General features: G+C 60.1%; 12 protein-coding genes. 11 read left to right on the forward strand and 1 reads right to left on the reverse strand.

Annotated features, from left to right (window positions below; translation table 11 throughout):
• Positions 1 to 14: 14 nt before the first annotated feature.
• Positions 15 to 1,439, reverse strand: coding sequence for a cytochrome-c oxidase, cbb3-type subunit I (gene ccoN / locus Aeroheme_RS10135; RefSeq protein WP_111910628.1), 1,425 nt, complete (start codon positions 1,437 to 1,439; stop codon positions 15 to 17).
• A 281-nt stretch (positions 1,440 to 1,720) separates the two neighbouring features.
• Here ccoN and Aeroheme_RS10140 point away from each other — a divergent pair, with 281 nt between their 5' ends.
• The 11 genes from Aeroheme_RS10140 to Aeroheme_RS10190 all read left to right on the forward strand — a co-directional run bounded on the left by Aeroheme_RS10140 (position 1,721) and on the right by Aeroheme_RS10190 (position 18,215).
• Positions 1,721 to 2,179 carry a hypothetical protein gene (locus Aeroheme_RS10140; RefSeq protein WP_411167199.1) on the forward strand — a complete coding sequence of 153 codons (459 nt, stop codon included), beginning with the start codon at positions 1,721 to 1,723 and terminating at the stop codon, positions 2,177 to 2,179.
• Between the two features lie 111 nt (positions 2,180 to 2,290).
• Entirely contained in the window at positions 2,291 to 2,749 is a 459-nt protein-coding gene (locus tag Aeroheme_RS10145; protein ID WP_303804300.1) for a GAF domain-containing protein, read from the forward strand.
• Positions 2,750 to 2,850: 101 nt separating this feature from the next.
• Complete coding sequence (proQ, locus tag Aeroheme_RS10150) at positions 2,851 to 3,489, forward strand: RNA chaperone ProQ (protein ID WP_106886753.1); 639 nt, start codon at positions 2,851 to 2,853, stop codon at positions 3,487 to 3,489.
• Between the two features lie 8 nt (positions 3,490 to 3,497).
• Entirely contained in the window at positions 3,498 to 5,510 is a 2,013-nt protein-coding gene (prc, locus tag Aeroheme_RS10155) for a carboxy terminal-processing peptidase (RefSeq protein ID WP_106886754.1), read from the forward strand.
• Between the two features lie 139 nt (positions 5,511 to 5,649).
• Positions 5,650 to 8,274, forward strand: a complete 2,625-nt coding sequence (gene pepN, locus Aeroheme_RS10160; protein ID WP_411167200.1) for an aminopeptidase N — start codon at positions 5,650 to 5,652, stop codon at positions 8,272 to 8,274.
• Positions 8,275 to 8,338: 64 nt separating this feature from the next.
• Positions 8,339 to 8,560, forward strand: a complete 222-nt coding sequence (locus Aeroheme_RS10165) for a DUF2835 family protein (protein WP_106886756.1) — start codon at positions 8,339 to 8,341, stop codon at positions 8,558 to 8,560.
• Positions 8,561 to 9,007: 447 nt separating this feature from the next.
• Positions 9,008 to 13,849 carry an NAD-glutamate dehydrogenase gene (locus Aeroheme_RS10170; protein WP_411167201.1) on the forward strand — a complete coding sequence of 1,614 codons (4,842 nt, stop codon included), beginning with the start codon at positions 9,008 to 9,010 and terminating at the stop codon, positions 13,847 to 13,849.
• Positions 13,850 to 13,895: 46 nt separating this feature from the next.
• Positions 13,896 to 14,906: a quinone-dependent dihydroorotate dehydrogenase gene (pyrD, locus tag Aeroheme_RS10175; RefSeq protein WP_111910624.1), complete on the forward strand. Its 1,011-nt coding sequence runs from the start codon at positions 13,896 to 13,898 to the stop codon at positions 14,904 to 14,906.
• Positions 14,907 to 14,991: 85 nt separating this feature from the next.
• Complete coding sequence (locus Aeroheme_RS10180) at positions 14,992 to 15,528, forward strand: cell division protein ZapC (RefSeq protein ID WP_163148858.1); 537 nt, start codon at positions 14,992 to 14,994, stop codon at positions 15,526 to 15,528.
• A 285-nt stretch (positions 15,529 to 15,813) separates the two neighbouring features.
• Positions 15,814 to 17,985, forward strand: coding sequence for a bifunctional 23S rRNA (guanine(2069)-N(7))-methyltransferase RlmK/23S rRNA (guanine(2445)-N(2))-methyltransferase RlmL (gene rlmKL, locus Aeroheme_RS10185; RefSeq protein ID WP_411167202.1), 2,172 nt, complete (start codon positions 15,814 to 15,816; stop codon positions 17,983 to 17,985).
• Entirely contained in the window at positions 17,985 to 18,215 is a 231-nt protein-coding gene (locus Aeroheme_RS10190; RefSeq protein ID WP_106886761.1) for a glutaredoxin family protein, read from the forward strand. Before rlmKL ends, Aeroheme_RS10190 begins: the two co-directional genes overlap by 1 nt.
• The last annotated feature ends 39 nt before the right edge of the window (positions 18,216 to 18,254 follow it).

Below are 18,254 nucleotides of genomic sequence, written 5' to 3' on the forward strand. Positions count from 1 at the left end.
TAAACCCCTTCAGATCAGGCTGGCTGTGCGACGGGTTCCAGGGAACCCTTGGGCGCAGTGACGGTGCGATAGGCGTTGTAGGCCATCAGCAACATGCCGGTGACGAAGAAGCAGCCACCCAGGAAGCGCACGAAGTAGAAGGGATAGGAAGCTTGCAGCGCCTCCACGAAGCTGTAGGTCAGGGTGCCGTCATCGTTGACCGCACGCCACATCAGACCCTGCATCACCCCGGAAATCCACATGGAGACGATGTAGAGCACAGTGCCCACGGTCGCCAGCCAGAAGTGAACGTTGATCAGGCGGATGCTGTACATGCGGCCCTGATCGAACAGGTTCGGGATCAGATGGTATACGGCGCCGATAGAGACCATGGCAACCCAGCCCAGGGCACCGGAGTGAACGTGACCTATGGTCCAGTCGGTGTAGTGGGAGAGGGCGTTGACCGTCTTGATCGCCATCATGGGGCCTTCGAAAGTGGACATGCCGTAGAACGACAGGGACACGATCAGGAAGCGCAGTATGGGGTCATAGCGCAGCTTGTGCCAGGCACCGGACAGGGTCATGATGCCGTTGATCATGCCGCCCCAGGAGGGGACGAACAGGATGAGGGACATCACCATGCCAAGGGACTGGGCCCAGTCGGGCAGGGCGGTGTAGTGCAGATGGTGCGGACCGGCCCAGATATAGAGGGAGATCAGCGCCCAGAAGTGCACTATGGAGAGGCGGTAGGAGTATACCGGGCGACCCGCCTGCTTGGGCACGAAGTAGTACATCATCCCCAGGAAGCCGGCGGTGAGCAGGAAGCCGACCGCGTTGTGGCCATACCACCACTGCACCATGGCATCCATGGCACCTGAGTACATGGAGTAGGACTTCATGCCAGAGAGCGGCACTTCCATGTTGTTGACGATGTGCAGCACGGCCACCGTGATGATAAAGGCACCGAAGAACCAGTTCGCCACATAGATGTGGGAGGTGGTGCGCTTGACCAGGGTGCCGAAGAAGACGATGGCATAGCTCACCCAGACCACGGCGATGGCGATGTCAATGGGCCACTCCAGCTCGGCATACTCCTTGGAAGTGGTGTATCCCAGCGGCAGTGTGATGGCGGCGGCGAGTATGATCGCCTGCCAGCCCCAGAACACGAAGGCGGCGAGCGGGCCGCCAAACAGCCTGACCTGGCAGGTACGTTGTACCACGTAGAAGGAGGTGGCCATCAGCGCACTGCAGCCAAATGCAAAGATGACCGCATTGGTGTGCAGGGGACGCAGGCGGCTGTAGGTCAGCCAGGGGGTATCAAAGTTGAGGGCAGGCCAGATTAACTGGGCTGCGATCAGTACACCAACCGACATACCGACAATTCCCCAGACAATCGTCATGACGGTGAACTGGCGCACAACGGTGTAGTTGTACTCAGGGTGGTTTGTTGTATGGCTCATCGTTGTATTCCGCTTCCGATGCTGTTGTTTGTTTTTCGCCCGGTAATCGGGGCCATTTTCACCCCTGATTTGCAAAATCCTCTCGTTAACATCTGTTAATAAAAGGAAAAGCAAAAGGTGGTTAAATGAAAATTCATTGAGAATGATACTGAACTGACCGGTAAAATAACAGTACAAACAGTGATATATTTGGCTCCAGCGGGTCTGGTGCCCGCCAGTTTTTACCTTGCGCAAGATCACGAAAATCGCATTTTTAAAGTACCTTACAGGGCTGTTTTTTCATGAAAGAGAGACTCACTTCACGCAAAATCGTGCACTTGACCATAGTGCTGGCCATTTTGCTCTCCCTGATGGCCTATCGGACCTGGTTTTCGGGCCTGGAGAGGGGGGAGGCGACGGGAACAAATGATCAGATTTGTGATCTGTCCCACAGCAGTTGCTCCCTTCTGGTCGGTGACAAGCCCCTGACGGCTAGCATAGAGGGCTTGCCGATCCGCCCTGAACATGACTTTGTGTTGCGCCTTCAGGGGGGATCCCCTGCCATCACCCCCACCAAGGCCTGGCTGGAGGGCAAGACCATGTTCATGGGGGTCATCCCGGTGCAACTCGAGGCGAAGGACGGGGGCTGGCAGGGGGCCGCTCAGGTGGGAAGTTGCACCACTGAGGCCATGGAGTGGCTGCTCAATATCGAGTGGAGCAATGGCCAGCGCCAGCAACTGGCGCTGGGGGTTTCCCCCTGACAGGGGGCTGCTGTTTGCGGCCCAGGAGGGGGGAGAAGTGAAATTTGATTTGAATTTTTCAGGCAGGTCGGTACCTTGCATTCATTATCAAGGAGTGAAGTTCATTTAATCATGATTGAAAAACAAGCATTTTATCGCACCCTCAACCAACAGGCCCAGGCTCTGCTGGAGGGTGAACCCGACCTGATTGCCAACCTGGCGAACCTGTCTGCCCTGCTCAATCAGGAGCTGGCTGACATCAACTGGGTCGGCTTTTATCTGTTGCAAGGGGAGACCCTGGTGCTCGGCCCCTTCCAGGGCAAGCCGGCCTGCGTGCGCATTCCGGTGGGCCGCGGCGTCTGCGGCACTGCGGTGGCCGAGGGCAAGACCCAGCTGGTGGACGACGTACATCAGTTCACGGGTCACATCGCCTGCGACGGCGCCAGCAATTCTGAAATCGTGATTCCGCTGCGTCGCGGTGGTCAGATCATCGGGGTGCTGGACGTGGATAGTCCGATTTTTAACCGTTTCGACCAGGAGGACCGAATTGGCCTCGAAGAAACGGTGCAAATTTTGGAAAGCATGCTCTAAGTCATTGCTAGATGGTTCGCAAAAGGTCCCAAGCTCTCTATAATAGGGCCTTTGTTGTGTTCGGGCATGCCCGTGCGTCTATATGAAAGCCAAGGTTATACATGGAAAACACTGAAAAGCTGAAGAACAGTAAAGAGATCGTTGCCTACCTGGTCGAGAAATTCCCGGCCTGCTTCATCGCTGAAGGAGAGGCCAAGCCACTCAAGATTGGCATCTTCCAGGATCTGGCCGCGCGTCTTGCTGATGACGAGAGAGTCTCCAAGACCATGCTGCGCTCTGCTCTGCGTCAATACACCTCCAGCTGGCGTTACCTGCATGGCCTCAAGGCTGGCCAGGCCCGTGTCGATCTGGATGGCAACCCCGGTGAGCTGCTGACCGAAGAGCACATCGAACATGCCAAACAGGCCCTCAAGGAGAGCAAAGAGCGTGTCTTTGCCAGCCGCCGCACCAACACCAAGGAGAAGGAAGACAAGCCCAAGCAGCCGCGCCGCAACGCGCCGCGCAAGGCCGATGCTCCTCGCTCCGACAAGCCCAAGTCCGCCCCCAAGGCCGCGCCTGTAGCCGATGCTCCCCTGGTCAAGGTGGATGCCGCCACCCTGAAAGTGGATCAAGGCGTGCGCGTCATGCTGGGCAAGTCTCCCCTGCCTGCGACCATCAAGGAAGTGACCAAGGATGACGTACAGGTTCAATTGCAGACCGGCATGATGTTGCGGGTCAAGTTCGAGCATCTGGTTCTCTAAGGAGACGAATGTTGAAGCATGGCGTGATTCGTTTTTCCCTCGTTGCCTGTAGCCTGGCGCTTGCCGGGCTCGCGCAGGCCATCGAGCCGGTGCTCAAGGAAAGTGATTTGCCTGTGTTGGCTCAAGAGAGCCAACATGCTACGGCCAGCAAGCGAATTGCCAATCTGTTTACCCGCTCTCACTACAAACAGTTCAAGTTGGACGATGCCTTTTCCTCCGTGATATTTGACAAGTATCTGGAGAATCTGGACTACAGCCGCAACCTGTTTCTGGCCTCTGACATCAGCCGTTTTGAAAAGTACCGTACCGGTTTTGACACCGACCTCGAGAGAGGGCGTCTGGCTCCGGCCTACGAGATGTTCAACCTGAGTCAGCAGCGGCGTTACGAGCGGTTCGAATACGCCCTCAAACTGCTCGACACTCCCCTGGATTTCACCCAGCCTGACAATTACATCTTCGATCGGGAAGGGGCTCCCTGGCCCAAAGACGAGGCCGAGCTCAACGAGCTGTGGCGTCAACGGGTCAAGTTCGATGCCCTGAGCCTCAAGCTCAGTGGCAAGGAGTGGCCCGAGATCAAGGAGCTGCTTGGCAAGCGTTACAACAACGCCATCAAGCGGATGTCCCAGACCGAGAGCGAAGATGTGTTCCAGCTCTTCATGAACTCCTTCGCCCGTGCCATCGAGCCCCACACCAGCTACCTCTCGCCGCGCAGCGCCGATCGCTTCAACACCGAGATGAACCTCTCGCTGGAGGGCATAGGTGCCGTGCTGCAGGCGGAAGATGACTTCACCGTCATCCGCTCCCTGGTGCCCGGCGGCCCGGCGGCCAAGTCCAACCACCTCAAACCCGATGACAAGATCACCGGGGTGGGGCAGGACGACGGCAAGATTGTCGATGTGATCGGCTGGCGTCTCGACGACGTGGTCGAACTCATCAAGGGGCCCAAGGGCAGCAAGGTGAAGCTGGAGATCCAGCGCGGCAAGGGCGCGACCGCCAAGACCGAGCTGGTGGAGCTGACCCGCGACAAGGTGCGCCTGGAAGACAGGGCCGCCAAGTCCAAGGTGATCAACGCCGAAGGCAAGAAGATAGGGGTACTCGAGATCCCGAGCTTCTATGTCAATCTCCATGACGACGTCATCAAGGAGCTCTCCAGCCTCAACAAGCAGAAGATAGATGGTCTCATCGTCGACCTGCGCGGCAACGGTGGCGGCGCCCTGACGGAAGCCTCGGCCCTGAGCGGTCTCTTCTTCGCCAGCGGTCCCGTGGTGCAGATCCGGGATCATATGGGTCGTATCACCGTCAATGGTGACGATGACGGCAACGTCTACTACGGCGGCCCCATGTCGGTGATGATCGACCGCTACAGCGCCTCGGCCTCCGAGATCTTCGCCGCCGCCATGCAGGATTACGGCCGCGCCCTGATCCTCGGCGAAAACTCGTTCGGCAAGGGCACTGTGCAGCAGCATCGCAGCCTTGCCAAGGTCTACGACTTCTACGAGCAGCCGCTGGGTCACGTGCAGTACACCATCGCCAAGTTCTACCGGATCGATGGCGGCAGCACCCAGAACAAGGGGGTGGCGCCGGACATCAACTTCCCGACCGCCGTCTCGCCGGATGAGACCGGGGAGAGCCGGGAGTTCAACGCTCTGCCCTGGGACAAGATAGCCTCGGCCAGTTACGACAAGCTGGGGGATTTCTCCGGTCTGCTGTCCAAGTTGAAGTCGGCTCACGAGGCGCGGATCGCCAAGGATCCTGAATTTGCCTACGTGATGCAGGACATCAAGGAGTATCAGGCGGACAAGGACAAGAAGTCGGTCTCCCTGAACGAAGCCGAGCGACTGGCGGATCAGGCCAAGCAGGACGAGAAGGCGCTGGCGCGAGCCAACGAGCGACTGACCCGCCTTGGCAAGCCGACGGTGAAGAGCCTGGATGAACTGCCTGCCGATTTCGAGGCCCCTGACGAGTATCAGATCGAAGCCGCGAACATCACGGCGGATCTGGCGAAGCTCAGCAAGGGCTGAGTGTCCTGGGTGACATCCACATGAATACAAGGGCGACTCAGGTCGCCCTCTCTTTTGGCTGAATGCAAACTATTTGACCCTGCGGGACCGTTGTGACAGCCTCTGACACGTTGATAACAACGCGTGGAAGCACACAATAATGACCGATCACTCCCAGGCCATGACGGCCAAGTATCGCCAGGATTACCAGGCGCCCCTCTACTGGATCGACAGCATCGATCTCGATTTTCAGCTGCAGGAGCCCCTGACCCGGGTGACCAGCATCTCCCGGCTGCGCCGCAGCGGCGAGCACAACGAGCCCCTGGTGCTGGATGGGGAAGGATTGGTCTTGCACAGCGTCAGCGTGGACGGTGTCCCCTACACCCGGTTCGAGCAGGGGGAGAGCAGCCTGACCCTGTTCAACCTGCCCGCCGAGTGCGTGCTGACCATAGTCACGGATCTGGATCCCGCCGCCAACACGGCGCTGGAGGGGCTCTACAAGTCCGGTGATGCCTACTGCACCCAGTGTGAAGCGGAGGGCTTTCGCCGCATCACCTATTACCTGGACAGGCCCGACATTCTGGCCCGTTACAGCACCCGGATCACCGCCGACAAGGCCAAATACCCCTATCTGCTCTCCAACGGCAACAAGGTCGACAGCGGCGAGCTGGACGGCGGTCGCCACTTCGTGCAGTGGCAGGATCCCTTCCCCAAGCCGAGCTACCTGTTTGCGCTGGTGGCCGGTGACTTCGATGTGGAGCGCAGCCACTACGACACCAAAAGCGGCCGCAAGGTGGCCCTCGAGATCTTCGTCGACAAGGGCAACCTGGACCGCGCAGGTTTCGCCATGGAGAGCCTCATCAACGCCATGCGCTGGGACGAGCAGCGTTTCGGCCTCGAGTATGACCTCGACATCTACATGATCGTCGCGGTGGACTTCTTCAATATGGGCGCCATGGAGAACAAGGGGCTCAACATCTTCAACTCCAGGTTCGTGCTGGCCAACCCGGCCACCGCCACCGACGGCGATTACCACGGCATAGAGCGGGTCATCGCCCACGAATACTTCCACAACTGGACCGGCAACCGGGTCACCTGCCGCGACTGGTTCCAGCTCAGCCTCAAAGAGGGGCTGACGGTGTTCCGGGATCAGGAGTTCTCCTCGGATCTGGGCTCGCGCGGGGTCAACCGCATCAACAACGTGCGCACAGTGCGCGGCCCGCAGTTTGCCGAAGATGCCGGCCCCATGGCCCACCCCATCCGCCCGGATGTGGTGATCGAGATGAACAACTTCTACACCCTGACCGTCTACGAGAAGGGGTCGGAAGTGATCCGCATGCTGCACACCCTGCTGGGTGAGGATAATTTCCAGGCCGGCATGCGCCTCTATTTCGAGCGTCACGACGGCTCGGCCGCCACCTGCGATGACTTCGTGCAGGCGATGGAGGATGCCTCCGGTGTGGATCTCGGCCGTTTCCGCCGCTGGTACAGCCAGTCCGGCACCCCCGAGCTGACCGTGACCGACGACTATGATGCCGCCAGCGGCGTCTATCGCCTCCACGTGCGCCAGCACACCCCGCCGACCCAGGATCAGCCGCAAAAACTGCCGCTGCATATCCCCCTCGACATCGAACTCTATGACGAGCAGGGTGCCGCCATTGCGCTGCAATACCAGGGCAAGGCCATCGGCAACGTGCTCGACGTGCTGGAAGCAGAGCAGACCTTCGTCTTCGATCGGGTGCCGGTCAAGCCGGTTCCCTCCCTGCTGCGGGACTTCTCCGCCCCGGTCAAGCTGCACTATGACTACAGCGACGAGGCGCTGGCCTTCCTGATGCGCTTTGCCCGCAACGAGTTTGCCCGCTGGGATGCGGCCCAGATGCTGATCAACAAGGCGGTCATCGATGGGGTGGCGCGGGTGCAGCAAGGGCAGGGGGTTGAGCTCTCCCCAACCCTGCTGGCGGCCTTCGTCGCCATTCTGGACGAAGCCGAGCTGGACTCGGCCCTCAAGGCGGAGATCCTGGCACTGCCCGGTGAGGCGACCCTGGCCGAGCTGTTCGAAGTGGCCGATATCGACGCCATCCATCGGGTGCGCAACGAGATCCACACCTCGCTGGCCCACGCCTTTGGTGCCCGGCTGGCCAGCACCTATGAGGGGCTGCGCCTGACGGGCTATAGGGTTATCCATGCTGACACCGCCAAGCGCGCCCTCAAGGCCGTGGTGCTCGGTTATCTGGCGGCACTGGATGCGGAGCAGGCCGATGTGCTGGTGCGCGAGCAATACGCCGCGGCCGACAACATGACCGACACCCTGGCGGCGTTGCAGGTGGCAAACAACCATCTGCAGCCATGCCGCAGCGCGCTGCTGGCCGATTTCGAGGGCAAGTGGGCCCATGACGGCCTGGTGCTGGACAACTGGCTGCGCCTGGTGGGCTGCAAGCCTGCCGCCGATGTGCTGGATGAGGTGAAGCAGGCGATGGCCCATCCTACCTTCAGCATCCGCAACCCGAACCGGCTGCGGGCCCTGATCGGCAGCTTTGCCATGAACAACCAGGTGCAGTTCCACGCGGTGGATGGCAGCGGCTATCGTTTCCTGACCGATCTCTTGATCGCGCTCAACGAGGTCAATCCCCAGGTGGCGTCCCGCCTCATCACGCCCCTCATCCAGTTCAAGCGACTGGATGAGGGGCGCAAGACGCTGATCCGGGCCGAGCTGACTCGTCTGGCCAACCTCGAGGGGCTGGCACGGGATCTGTTCGAGAAGGTAAGCAAGGCGCTGGCGCAGTAAGCGTGCTGGTCACGGGCAGGGGAGCCAGGCTCTCCTGCCCGTTTTTTCATCAAGAGGAGGGGGAATGAGGCAGTACACCTTTCGACTGGCCCTTGGCCGCGACGAGATCATGCTGATGTACCAGGGCCAGGCCAGACGCCTGGTGGTGCGCACCGAACAGGGGTTGACCATAGAGCTGGGCCTGGAAAAGATCCGCTCCTTTGTCAGCGTCAACGGGGTGCACGGTCACTTTCGGCTGGTCACCCAGGAGGATCACCGCTTTGTTCGCCTGGAGAGGATCTCCTGAGGGCCGCTCACCATCCAAGAGCGCGCCGTTCATCCCGGTGGCCTTTGCCTCGAAAGGGTCGCTTGCCGTAGTCGAACCGCTCGTGTGAGCGTCCTACTAGAGGGGAATTCGCCTGCTTGCGGCGCCAAATGCAGGACGATGAGCGCCCCGATAGCCCAAAACGCATAAATTAACAAAACATGAACATTATTCCGGGTAAATATCTGCTTTAAGTCACTATCTATCCGGTAAATCGGCTGACAACCAGTGCGATTTTCTAAATTTTAGCGACTTGGCAAAATTTATCACAACCCAAGCCGTGATCTGCCCCTTGTTTTTAACATCCCGTTATCACCTTTGCTCGCCTTCCTCGATCCAAGTCATTACACTTCGCAGCAACTCTGTACCGGCGCGCATCCTGGGTGGATGTCGCCGTGTCTGTGATGTCGTCCGATAAGGAAACTAGCAATGGCATTGAAAGACGCCCCTACCTCAGTTCTGCTCGAAAACGTTCTCAGCCTGATCCATCAGAAACTGCCCAAGAACAGCGCCTCCCTGGTCGAATGCTTCGTCGCCAAGTTCTACGGCAACATGGCGAGCACCGACCTGCACGATCGCAATGACAGCGATCTCTACGGGGCGGCGCTCAGCCTGTGGAATGCGCTCAACCAGCGCACTAGCACAGAGCCCTATATCCGGGTCTACAACCCCGAGCTGACCCGCCACGGATGGCAGTCTCCCCATACCATCGTCGAGATCATCCTGCAGGACTCTCCCTTCCTGGTGGACTCCATCCGCATGGCCCTCAAGCGCCGGGGTATCACGGCCCACATGATGCTGCACCAGCCGCTGCACCTGATTCGCGGCAGCGATGGCAAGATAGGCGCCATCCTGGATCTGGACAACACGGCCTCCCAGACCTCGGTCGAGACCGCCTTCCTCATCGAGATCGATCATCTGACGGATGAGGAACAGATGGATGCCCTGACCGCCGAGCTCAACTCGGTGGCGAGGGAAGTGGCCCTGGCGGTGGGGGACTGGCAGCCCATGCTGGGTCGCCTCAACGAGATCATCGAGGAGCTGCCCAAGCGCAAGAACCCGGTCAGCCAGGCAGAGGTCGACTCTTGTGTAGCCTTCCTCAAGTGGGTCGCCGCCCACAACTTCACCCTGATGGGCTATCGCCGTTATGACGTCAAAGCGGTGGAGGGGGATCACGAGATCCTGCCGCTGTCAGAGTCGAGCCTGGGGCTGATGAAGAACTCCATCAAGGACGAGGGGCAGCGCCTTGGCAACATGCCCGCCAGCGCCCGTCACGCGGCCCTGAGCTCTGACTTGCTGATCCTCACCAAGTCCAACTCCAAGTCCCGGGTACACCGCCCGGCCTATGTGGACTACATCGGCATCAAGCGCTTTGACGAACACGGCAAGGTGGTGGGGGAAGATCGCTTCATCGGTCTCTACGCCTCCTCCATCTACAACACCAGCGCCACCCAGATCCCCCTCATCAGCCATCGCCTCGAGCGCATCATGGCCGCCTCCGGTCACGAGAAGGGTTCCCACGCCTACAAGGCGTTGCTGAACGTGCTGGAAACCTATCCCCGCGATGAGCTGATCCAGGCCCGGGAAGAGGAGCTGCTGGCCACAGGTCTTGGCGTGCTGGAGATGCAGGAGCGCGACATGCTGCGCCTGTTCGTGCGCCGGGATGTCTACGGCCGCTTCTTCTCCTGCATGGTCTATGTCACCAAGGAGCGCTACAACACGGCGCTGCGAGTCAAGACCCAACAGATTTTGCAGAAGTATTTTGGCAGCAACGAAGAGGTGGAGTTCAACGTCTACTTCACCGAGGGCGTGCTGGCACGGACCCACTACATAGTGCGGGTCAACAACAACAACGTGGATGTGGATGTGAACGAAGTACAGAACAACCTGATTGAAGCGGCCCGCAGCTGGGACGACCGCCTGGATTCCGTGTTGCTCTCCCATTATGGGGAGGCCCGTGGCAACGAGCTGCGCCGCCGTTTCAGCACCGCCTTCCCCCGCGCCTATAAAGAGGACGTGCTGCCGGGCTCTGCGGTCGCCGACATCATGGCCCTCGATGGCCTGAGTGAAGCCGAGCCGCTGGGCATGCTGTTCTACCGCGCCCAGGAAGAAGAGAACGATCGCCGGGTGCGCCTAAAGCTGTTCCACCGCACCGAGCCCATCCATCTCTCTGACGTGCTGCCCATGCTGGAAAACATGGGACTGCGCGTCATCGGCGAGACCCCGTACCAGGTACGCACCCCGAGCGGCGAGATCTTCTGGATCCTCGACTTCTCCATGCTGCTGCGCGGCACCCAGCCATTCGATCTGGCCCAGAGCCAGCAGCGCTTCCAGCAGGCTTTCGCCGCCATCTGGAACAAGACCCTGGAAGATGACGGCTTCAACCGTCTGGTGCTGGGGGCCGGCCTCACCGGTCGTCAGGTCTCTGTGCTGCGCGCCTATGCGAAATACATGCGCCAGACCGGCGTCTCCTTCAGCCAGTCCTATATCGAGGAGACCCTGACCCGTTACCCCGACATCGCAGAGCTGCTGTTCACCCTGTTCGAACAGCGCCTCAATCCCGTCATCAAGCAGGATGCCAAGGTACAGGTCAAGCTGCACGAGCAGCTCGCCGCCAAGCTGGATCAGGTCGCGAACCTGGACGACGATCGCATCATCCGCCGCTACATGGAGATGATCGACGCCACCCTGCGCACCAACTACTACCAGCCGGATCAGGAGGGTCAAGCCAAGCCCTACATCTCCTTCAAGCTGGCCCCGGCCAGCATCACCGACATGCCGCTGCCGCTGCCGAAATTCGAGATCTTCGTCTACTCGCCGCGGGTGGAAGGGGTGCATCTGCGCTGGGGCAAGGTGGCCCGTGGCGGCCTGCGCTGGTCCGATCGCAAGGAGGACTTCCGTACCGAGGTGTTGGGTCTGGTCAAGGCGCAGCAGGTGAAGAACACCGTCATAGTGCCGGTCGGCGCCAAGGGCGGCTTCTATTGCAAGCAGATGCCGGTGGGGGCGCCCCGCGCCGTCATTCAGGAAGAGGGCAAGGCCTGCTATCGCCTCTTCATTCGCGGCCTGCTCGATGTCACCGACAACATCATCAAGGGCGAGGTGATCCCGCCGAAATCCGTGGTACGCCACGACGAGGATGATTACTACCTGGTCGTGGCCGCCGACAAGGGCACCGCCACCTTCTCCGACATCGCCAACGAGATAAGTCAGGAGTATGGTCACTGGCTCGGGGATGCCTTCGCCTCCGGCGGCTCGGTCGGTTATGACCACAAGAAGATGGGCATCACGGCGCGTGGCGCCTGGGAATCGGTCAAGCGTCACTTCCGCGAGATCGGCGTCAACTGCCAGACCACCGACTTCACCTGCGTGGGGATAGGTGACATGGCCGGCGACGTGTTCGGCAACGGCATGCTGCTCTCCGAGCACACCCAGCTGGTGGGCGCCTTCAACCACATGCACATCTTCATCGACCCGACTCCCGATGCGGCCAAGAGCTTCGTCGAGCGGCAGCGGCTGTTCGAGCTGCCTGGCTCGAGCTGGGATGACTACAACCGGGAGCTCATCTCCGTAGGGGGCGGCATCTTCCTGCGCTCCGCCAAGTCCATCAAGCTGAGCCCGCAAATTCAGACCCTGCTCGGCACCGACAAGGCCAGCATGGCCCCGAACGAGCTGATCAAGGCGCTGCTCTGCCTCAACGTGGATCTGCTCTGGAACGGCGGCATAGGCACCTACGTGAAGAGCGCCCGCGAGAGCGACGCCGACGTGGGGGATCGCAGCAACGACGTGCTGCGGGTCAATGGCCGTGACCTGCGTGCCCGCATCGTGGGCGAGGGGGGCAACCTTGGCTTTACCCAGCTTGGCCGGGTGGAGTACGCCAGCCAGGGCGGTCATATCAACACCGACTTTACCGACAACGTGGGCGGGGTGGATTGCTCCGACAACGAGGTCAACATCAAGATACTGCTGAACCAGCTGGTGGCCGCAGGTGACATGACCCTCAAGCAGCGCAACCAGATGCTGTACGAGATGACCGATGATGTGGCGCAGATCGTCATCACCAACGCCTATCGCCAGTCCCAGTCCATCTCGGTCACCGCCTTCCGCGGCGCCGAACAGCTGAAAGAGCAGCAGCGTTTCATCCAGGGGCTGGAGCGTGAAGGCAAGCTGGACCGTGCGCTGGAGTTCCTGCCCTCCGACGAGGAGCTCTCCGAGCGGATGGCGGCAGGGCAGGGGCTTACTCGTCCCGAGCTCGCCGTGCTGGTGGCCTACGGCAAGATGGTACTGAAAGAGCAGCTCAACTGCCCGGAAGTGACCGAGGAGCCCTTCCTCGCCAACATGCTGGTCACCAGCTTCCCGGCCCAGTTGCAGCAGCAGTTCGGTGCCGAGCTGGCCCAGCACCCGCTGCGCGGCGAAATCATCGCGACCCGGGTGGCCAACATGCTGGTCAACGACATGGGGCTCAACTTCGCCAGCCGGATGAAGGACGAAACCGGTGCCTCTGTGGCCGAAGTGGCTTGCTGCTTCGCCATGGCCCGTGAGGTGTTCGGTCTGGGTACCCTGTGGCGCGACATCGAGGGTTGCGACAACCTGGTGAGTGCAGAGACCCAGCTCGAGCTGATGTTCTACAGCCGCCGCATAGTGCGCCGTGCCACCCGCTGGTTCCTGCGTGCCCGCAACCGCAGCTGGAGCATAGGGGAGAACATCGCCTTCTTCCGTCCGGCCTTCGAGACCCTGGGGGAGCACCTCTACGAGGTGATGGACGAGAGCGAAGTGGCTGAGCATCAGCAGAAGGTCGCGGAGCTGGTGGCCAAACAGGTGCCGGATGCCATCGCCCGTCAGGTCGCCCACATGAGCAGCCTCTTCTCCAGCCTGGATCTGGCGCAGATTGCCGCGGAGCACAAGACCGACATAGTGCGCGCCGCCAACGTCTACTACCGCCTCGGCGCCAAGCTGGATCTGCACTGGTTCCTCGAGCAGATCAACCATCAGCCGGTGGGCAACCATTGGCAGGCGATGGCCAGGGCCTCCTTCCGCGAGGATCTGGACTGGCAGCAACGCAGCCTCACCTCAGTGGTACTGGAAGGGTGCAAAGAGCAGGGGGAATGCGCTACCATACTGGCCGACTGGATTTCGGAGCATGAGCAACTCTTGTCCCGTTGGACCCATATGTTGGCCGACTTCAAGACCACGAGTACTCACGAGTTCGCCAAGTTCTCGGTGGCCTTGCGAGAGTTGAACCTGCTCCAGTTGAATTGCCGAACCTCGGCATAACCCCAAAAGCCCCGGCCAGTTGCCGGGGCTTTTTTAAGGAGCAAACATGCTGTACCCCCTCGCCAGGCATTTTCTGTTCAAACTCAATCCGGAACAGGCACACGATCTCTCCATCAAGTATTTGCCCCGCCTTCTCGGTACACCGCTCGATTGTTTCTTCCGTCATTCACTCCCCCAACGCCCCGTCACTGTCATGGGGCTTAATTTTGCCAATCCGGTGGGACTGGCTGCCGGCCTCGATAAAGACGGGGAGTGTATCGACGCATTTGGTGCCATGGGGTTCGGCTTTATTGAAGTAGGCACAGTGACCCCCAAGCCCCAGAGCGGAAATGACAAGCCGCGGTTGTTCCGGGTAATTCCAGCGGAAGGGATCATCAACCGGATGGGATTCAACAACAAGGGTGTCGATCATCTGGTGGCCAAGGTGAAAGAGGCCAAATATCAGGGGGTGATTGGCATCAATATCGGCAAGAACAAGGACACCCCGATAGAGCAGGGCAAGGACGATTATCTGATCTGCATGGACAAGGTTTATGATCATGCCGGTTATATCGCCGTCAATATCTCCTCTCCCAACACCCCGGGACTGCGTTCGCTGCAATATGGCGAGGCGCTCGATGAGTTGCTGGCTGCCCTCAAGGTTCGGCAGCAGGAGCTGGCCGCGCAATATAAGAAGTACGTCCCCCTTGCCGTTAAAATTGCCCCCGACCTCAGCCTGGATGAAATTAATCAGGTTGCCGCCTCTTTGATCAAAAACGGGATCGATGGCGTCATCGCCACCAATACCACCCTGGAGCGTGACATGATTTATGACATGCCCCATGCCGGTGAAGCCGGGGGCCTCAGCGGCCGTCCGCTCCAGCACAAGAGCACAGAGGTGATCCGCCAGCTGGCCAAGGCCCTCAATGGGGCCCTGCCTATCATTGGGGTGGGCGGTATTGACAGCGCCATGGCCGCCCGGGAGAAATTGGCGGCGGGTGCCAGTCTGGTCCAGATTTACAGTGGCTTTATTTATAAGGGCCCGAGTCTGGTCAAAGAGATAGTTACCCATATTTAAAAGATAACCGCTTGCCCTTATTTAAAGTTGCTCAAATTCTCGACATGGAATAAAGTCGAGGGACGGCTTAAGTAAGGGCAACTCCATGTGTATCCAACCCAATGACAATTGGCAGTGGCATTATGATGCTCAGGATGATCGTCTGATGCTGGATTTATCCGATCGCATGATATTCGCCACCGAATATAAGGGGCGACAACTCGTCCCCAGCTCCTTCACGACCCAGCCCTTTTGTGTCGACGATGCCGCCCTCTATTATCAATTGATGGACAAGGCCGCCGAACTCGATTGGAGTGTTCCCCATCAGGTTCAGCTGGTACTCAATGCCATCGCCGTCAGCCGCTTTTATAAACCCCTTATGCCACAAAGCTGGTTCTTTCATGAACAGCAGACTCATTGCTCGCCGGATATGGGCTCCCTGGTGTGGATGCAGACATCCCATGGCAGGGGAGAGTTCATGGTCATCGAGGCCGGCGATCAGGCGAGCGTCTGCCTGAACCTGACCGAGGAATTGGTGCTGACCGCCAGCAAGATCCTGCCAAGGTTCGCGGTGATCAAGGTGATGAATAACCGGATGCAGACCAGGACCCGTGCCCAGGCACAATATCGACAAGTCAGCTGATGCTGCCTCTGCACGTTATTTTTGGTTGATATTCATACGCCCTCGGAATAACCGATGCCGGTTATTTATCGCTCGTTTCTCCCATGCCATTGCGGCACCTTCCTTGAGTCAATTCGTCGCCGCTCGGCGCACACCCTTCTGCACTGGATATTGAGTTGCCTCATCGAGCCCGCGCCCTCTGTGCCGGCGACAAGAGCAAAAAATGGTAGCCATTGCGCCGGCCAGCCCCTTTATATTCGCGCGAACCCCAAGGTTCGGATGCCGAGTGCGGGCCGATAAGGTATAATGCGGCACTATTTTTATGGCATCCCCGTGAGCGTGATGAAAGAATTTTTTGCAACCTGCCCCAAGGGGCTGGAAAACCTGCTGGCCGTCGAGCTGACCACCCTGGGCGCGGAGCAGGTCCGTGAGACCGTGGCCGGCGTCCACTTCAAAGGCGAACTGGCCATCGGCTACAAGGCCTGCCTGTGGAGCCGTTTTGCCTCCCGCATCGTGCTGGTGCTCTCCGAATTCCAGATGAACGACGATCTGGATCTCTATCTCGGTGCCCACACCATTCCCTGGGAAGAGCACTTCCCCGGTACCGCCACCATAGCCGTGGACTTCACCGGTACCAACCCGGCCATTCGCAACACCCAGTACGGCGCGCTGAAGATCAAGGATGCCATCGTTGATCGCTTCACCAAGCGCGGCCATGTGCGCCCGGACGTCGACAAGAAGTCGCCGGACATTCGCATCATGGCGCACCTGGGCAAGGGCAAGGCCAACATTACCCTGGACCTGTCCGGCCCGGCGCTGCATCAGCGCTTCTACCGTCAGGGCACAGGCGAGGCGCCCCTTAAAGAGAACCTGGCCTGCGCCATGATTGCGCGCAGCGGCTGGACCGGCGAGCCCATGATGGACCCCATGTGCGGCTCCGGCACCCTGCTCATCGAAGCGGCCTTCATCGCCGCCGACATGGCGCCGGCCCTGCGCCGGGAGCGCTTCGGTTTCGATCGCTGGCTGCAACACGATGGCGATCTGTGGCAGAGCCTGATGATGGAAGCCCAGGTGCGCGCCAAGCGTGGCATGCAGCGCTGCGAAGTGAAGCTGTTTGGCTGCGATGCCGACCCCCGCGTGCTGATGAAGGCCCGCGACAATGCCAAGGCGGCCGGTGTGGCCCACCTCATCACCTTCAAGCAGGCCGACGTGACCGCGCTTGAGAACCCGTTGCCGATGCCGGCTGTGGAAGGGGAGGCCCGCGAAGTCGGCATGCTGATCTCCAACCCGCCCTATGGCGAGCGTCTGGGGGAGTTCCCGGCCCTGCTGGAAGTGCACCAGGCCCTGGGCGATGCCCTGCGCCGCAGCTTCCAGGGCTGGAAGGTCACTATTCTGTCTGCCTCGCCTGAGCTGCTGAGCTGCCTGCGCCTGCGGGCCGACAAGCAATATCGCCTGTTCAACGGGGCGCTGGAGTGCCAGCTGCGCAACTACCAGATAGCGCTCGACTCCGTGGCCTCCCAGAAAGAGGTGGCCCAGGACTTCGCAAACCGTCTGCGCAAGAATCTGAAGACCCTCGAGAAGTGGGCCAGCAAGGAGGGGATCGACTGCTATCGCCTCTATGACGCCGACTTGCCGGAATACAACGCCGCCATCGACCGCTATCGGGATTACCTGGTGGTGCAGGAGTACGCCGCGCCCAAGGACATTCCCGCCCAGAAGACCCGTCAGCGTCTGCTCGACATGGTGCAGGCCGCCATCAAGGTGACCGGCATGGACGGCGAGAAGGTGATCCTGAAGGTGCGCGAGCGTCAGGAAGGCAAGCAGCAGTACCAGAAGCTCTCCGAAGAGCAGCACCGGATGGAGGTGCAGGAGTACGGCGCCCGTCTGTGGGTCAACCTCTACGACTACCTGGATACCGGCCTCTTCCTCGATCACCGTCAGACCCGTCGCATGCTGGGTCAGATGGCCAAGGGCAAGCGCTTCCTGAACCTGTTCGCCTATACCGGCAGTGCCACCGTGCACGCGGGCCTTGGCGGGGCGAGCGAAACCACGACTGTGGACATGTCCCACACCTACCTCAACTGGGCGCAGGACAACATGCGGCTCAACTCGCTGGTGGGCCGTCAGCACAAGTTCGTCCAGGCCGATTGCCTGAAGTGGCTCTCCGAGGCCGAAGATCAGTACGATCTCATCTTCATCGATCCGCCCACCTTCTCCAACTCCAAGCGGATGGACGAGAGCTTCGACGTGCAGCGGGATCACCTGCTGCTGATGCAGCACCTCAAACGCCTGCTGGCGGTGGACGGCACCCTGGTGTTCTCCAACAACAAGCGCCACTTCAAGATGGATCTGGCCGGTCTCGAGGCCGCTGGCCTCAAGGCCCAGAACATCACCGGCAAGACCCGGCCCAAGGATTTTGAGCGCAACCAGCATATCCACAACTGCTGGATCATCACCCACGCCGAGACGCAGGCCTGATGCTGACCCTGTTTCACACCGACGGCTGCCACCTGTGCGAACAGGCCTGGGCGCTGGTGGAGGAGGCTGGCCTTGCCGCCAGTACTCGCCAGTGTGACATCATGGAGGACGAGCAGTGGCTTGCGGCCTACCGGGTGCGCATCCCTGTGCTGCGGGATGACGCCGGCCGCGAACTGGGCTGGCCCTTCACCCTGGCACAGCTCAAGGGCTGGCTTGCCCGTCAGGGGTGAGACTGATTTGACGATGAAACGGGGGCAGAGTCTGCCGCC

This window comes from Aeromonas sp. DSM 116730, assembly GCF_046581335.1.
Lineage (GTDB): Bacteria > Pseudomonadota > Gammaproteobacteria > Enterobacterales > Aeromonadaceae > Aeromonas > Aeromonas rivipollensis.

What these genes read in the sequence shown, in the direction of transcription:
- ccoN (WP_111910628.1), bottom strand. Translation starts at nt 1,439, where the DNA reads ATGAGCCATACAACAAACCACCCTGAGTACAACTACACCGTTGTGCGC.
- Aeroheme_RS10140 (WP_411167199.1), top strand. Translation starts at nt 1,721, where the DNA reads ATGAAAGAGAGACTCACTTCACGCAAAATCGTGCACTTGACCATAGTG.
- Aeroheme_RS10145 (WP_303804300.1), top strand. Translation starts at nt 2,291, where the DNA reads ATGATTGAAAAACAAGCATTTTATCGCACCCTCAACCAACAGGCCCAG.
- proQ (WP_106886753.1), top strand. Translation starts at nt 2,851, where the DNA reads ATGGAAAACACTGAAAAGCTGAAGAACAGTAAAGAGATCGTTGCCTAC.
- prc (WP_106886754.1), top strand. Translation starts at nt 3,498, where the DNA reads ATGTTGAAGCATGGCGTGATTCGTTTTTCCCTCGTTGCCTGTAGCCTG.
- pepN (WP_411167200.1), top strand. Translation starts at nt 5,650, where the DNA reads ATGACCGATCACTCCCAGGCCATGACGGCCAAGTATCGCCAGGATTAC.
- Aeroheme_RS10165 (WP_106886756.1), top strand. Translation starts at nt 8,339, where the DNA reads ATGAGGCAGTACACCTTTCGACTGGCCCTTGGCCGCGACGAGATCATG.
- Aeroheme_RS10170 (WP_411167201.1), top strand. Translation starts at nt 9,008, where the DNA reads ATGGCATTGAAAGACGCCCCTACCTCAGTTCTGCTCGAAAACGTTCTC.
- pyrD (WP_111910624.1), top strand. Translation starts at nt 13,896, where the DNA reads ATGCTGTACCCCCTCGCCAGGCATTTTCTGTTCAAACTCAATCCGGAA.
- Aeroheme_RS10180 (WP_163148858.1), top strand. Translation starts at nt 14,992, where the DNA reads ATGTGTATCCAACCCAATGACAATTGGCAGTGGCATTATGATGCTCAG.
- rlmKL (WP_411167202.1), top strand. Translation starts at nt 15,814, where the DNA reads ATGCGGCACTATTTTTATGGCATCCCCGTGAGCGTGATGAAAGAATTT.
- Aeroheme_RS10190 (WP_106886761.1), top strand. Translation starts at nt 17,985, where the DNA reads ATGCTGACCCTGTTTCACACCGACGGCTGCCACCTGTGCGAACAGGCC.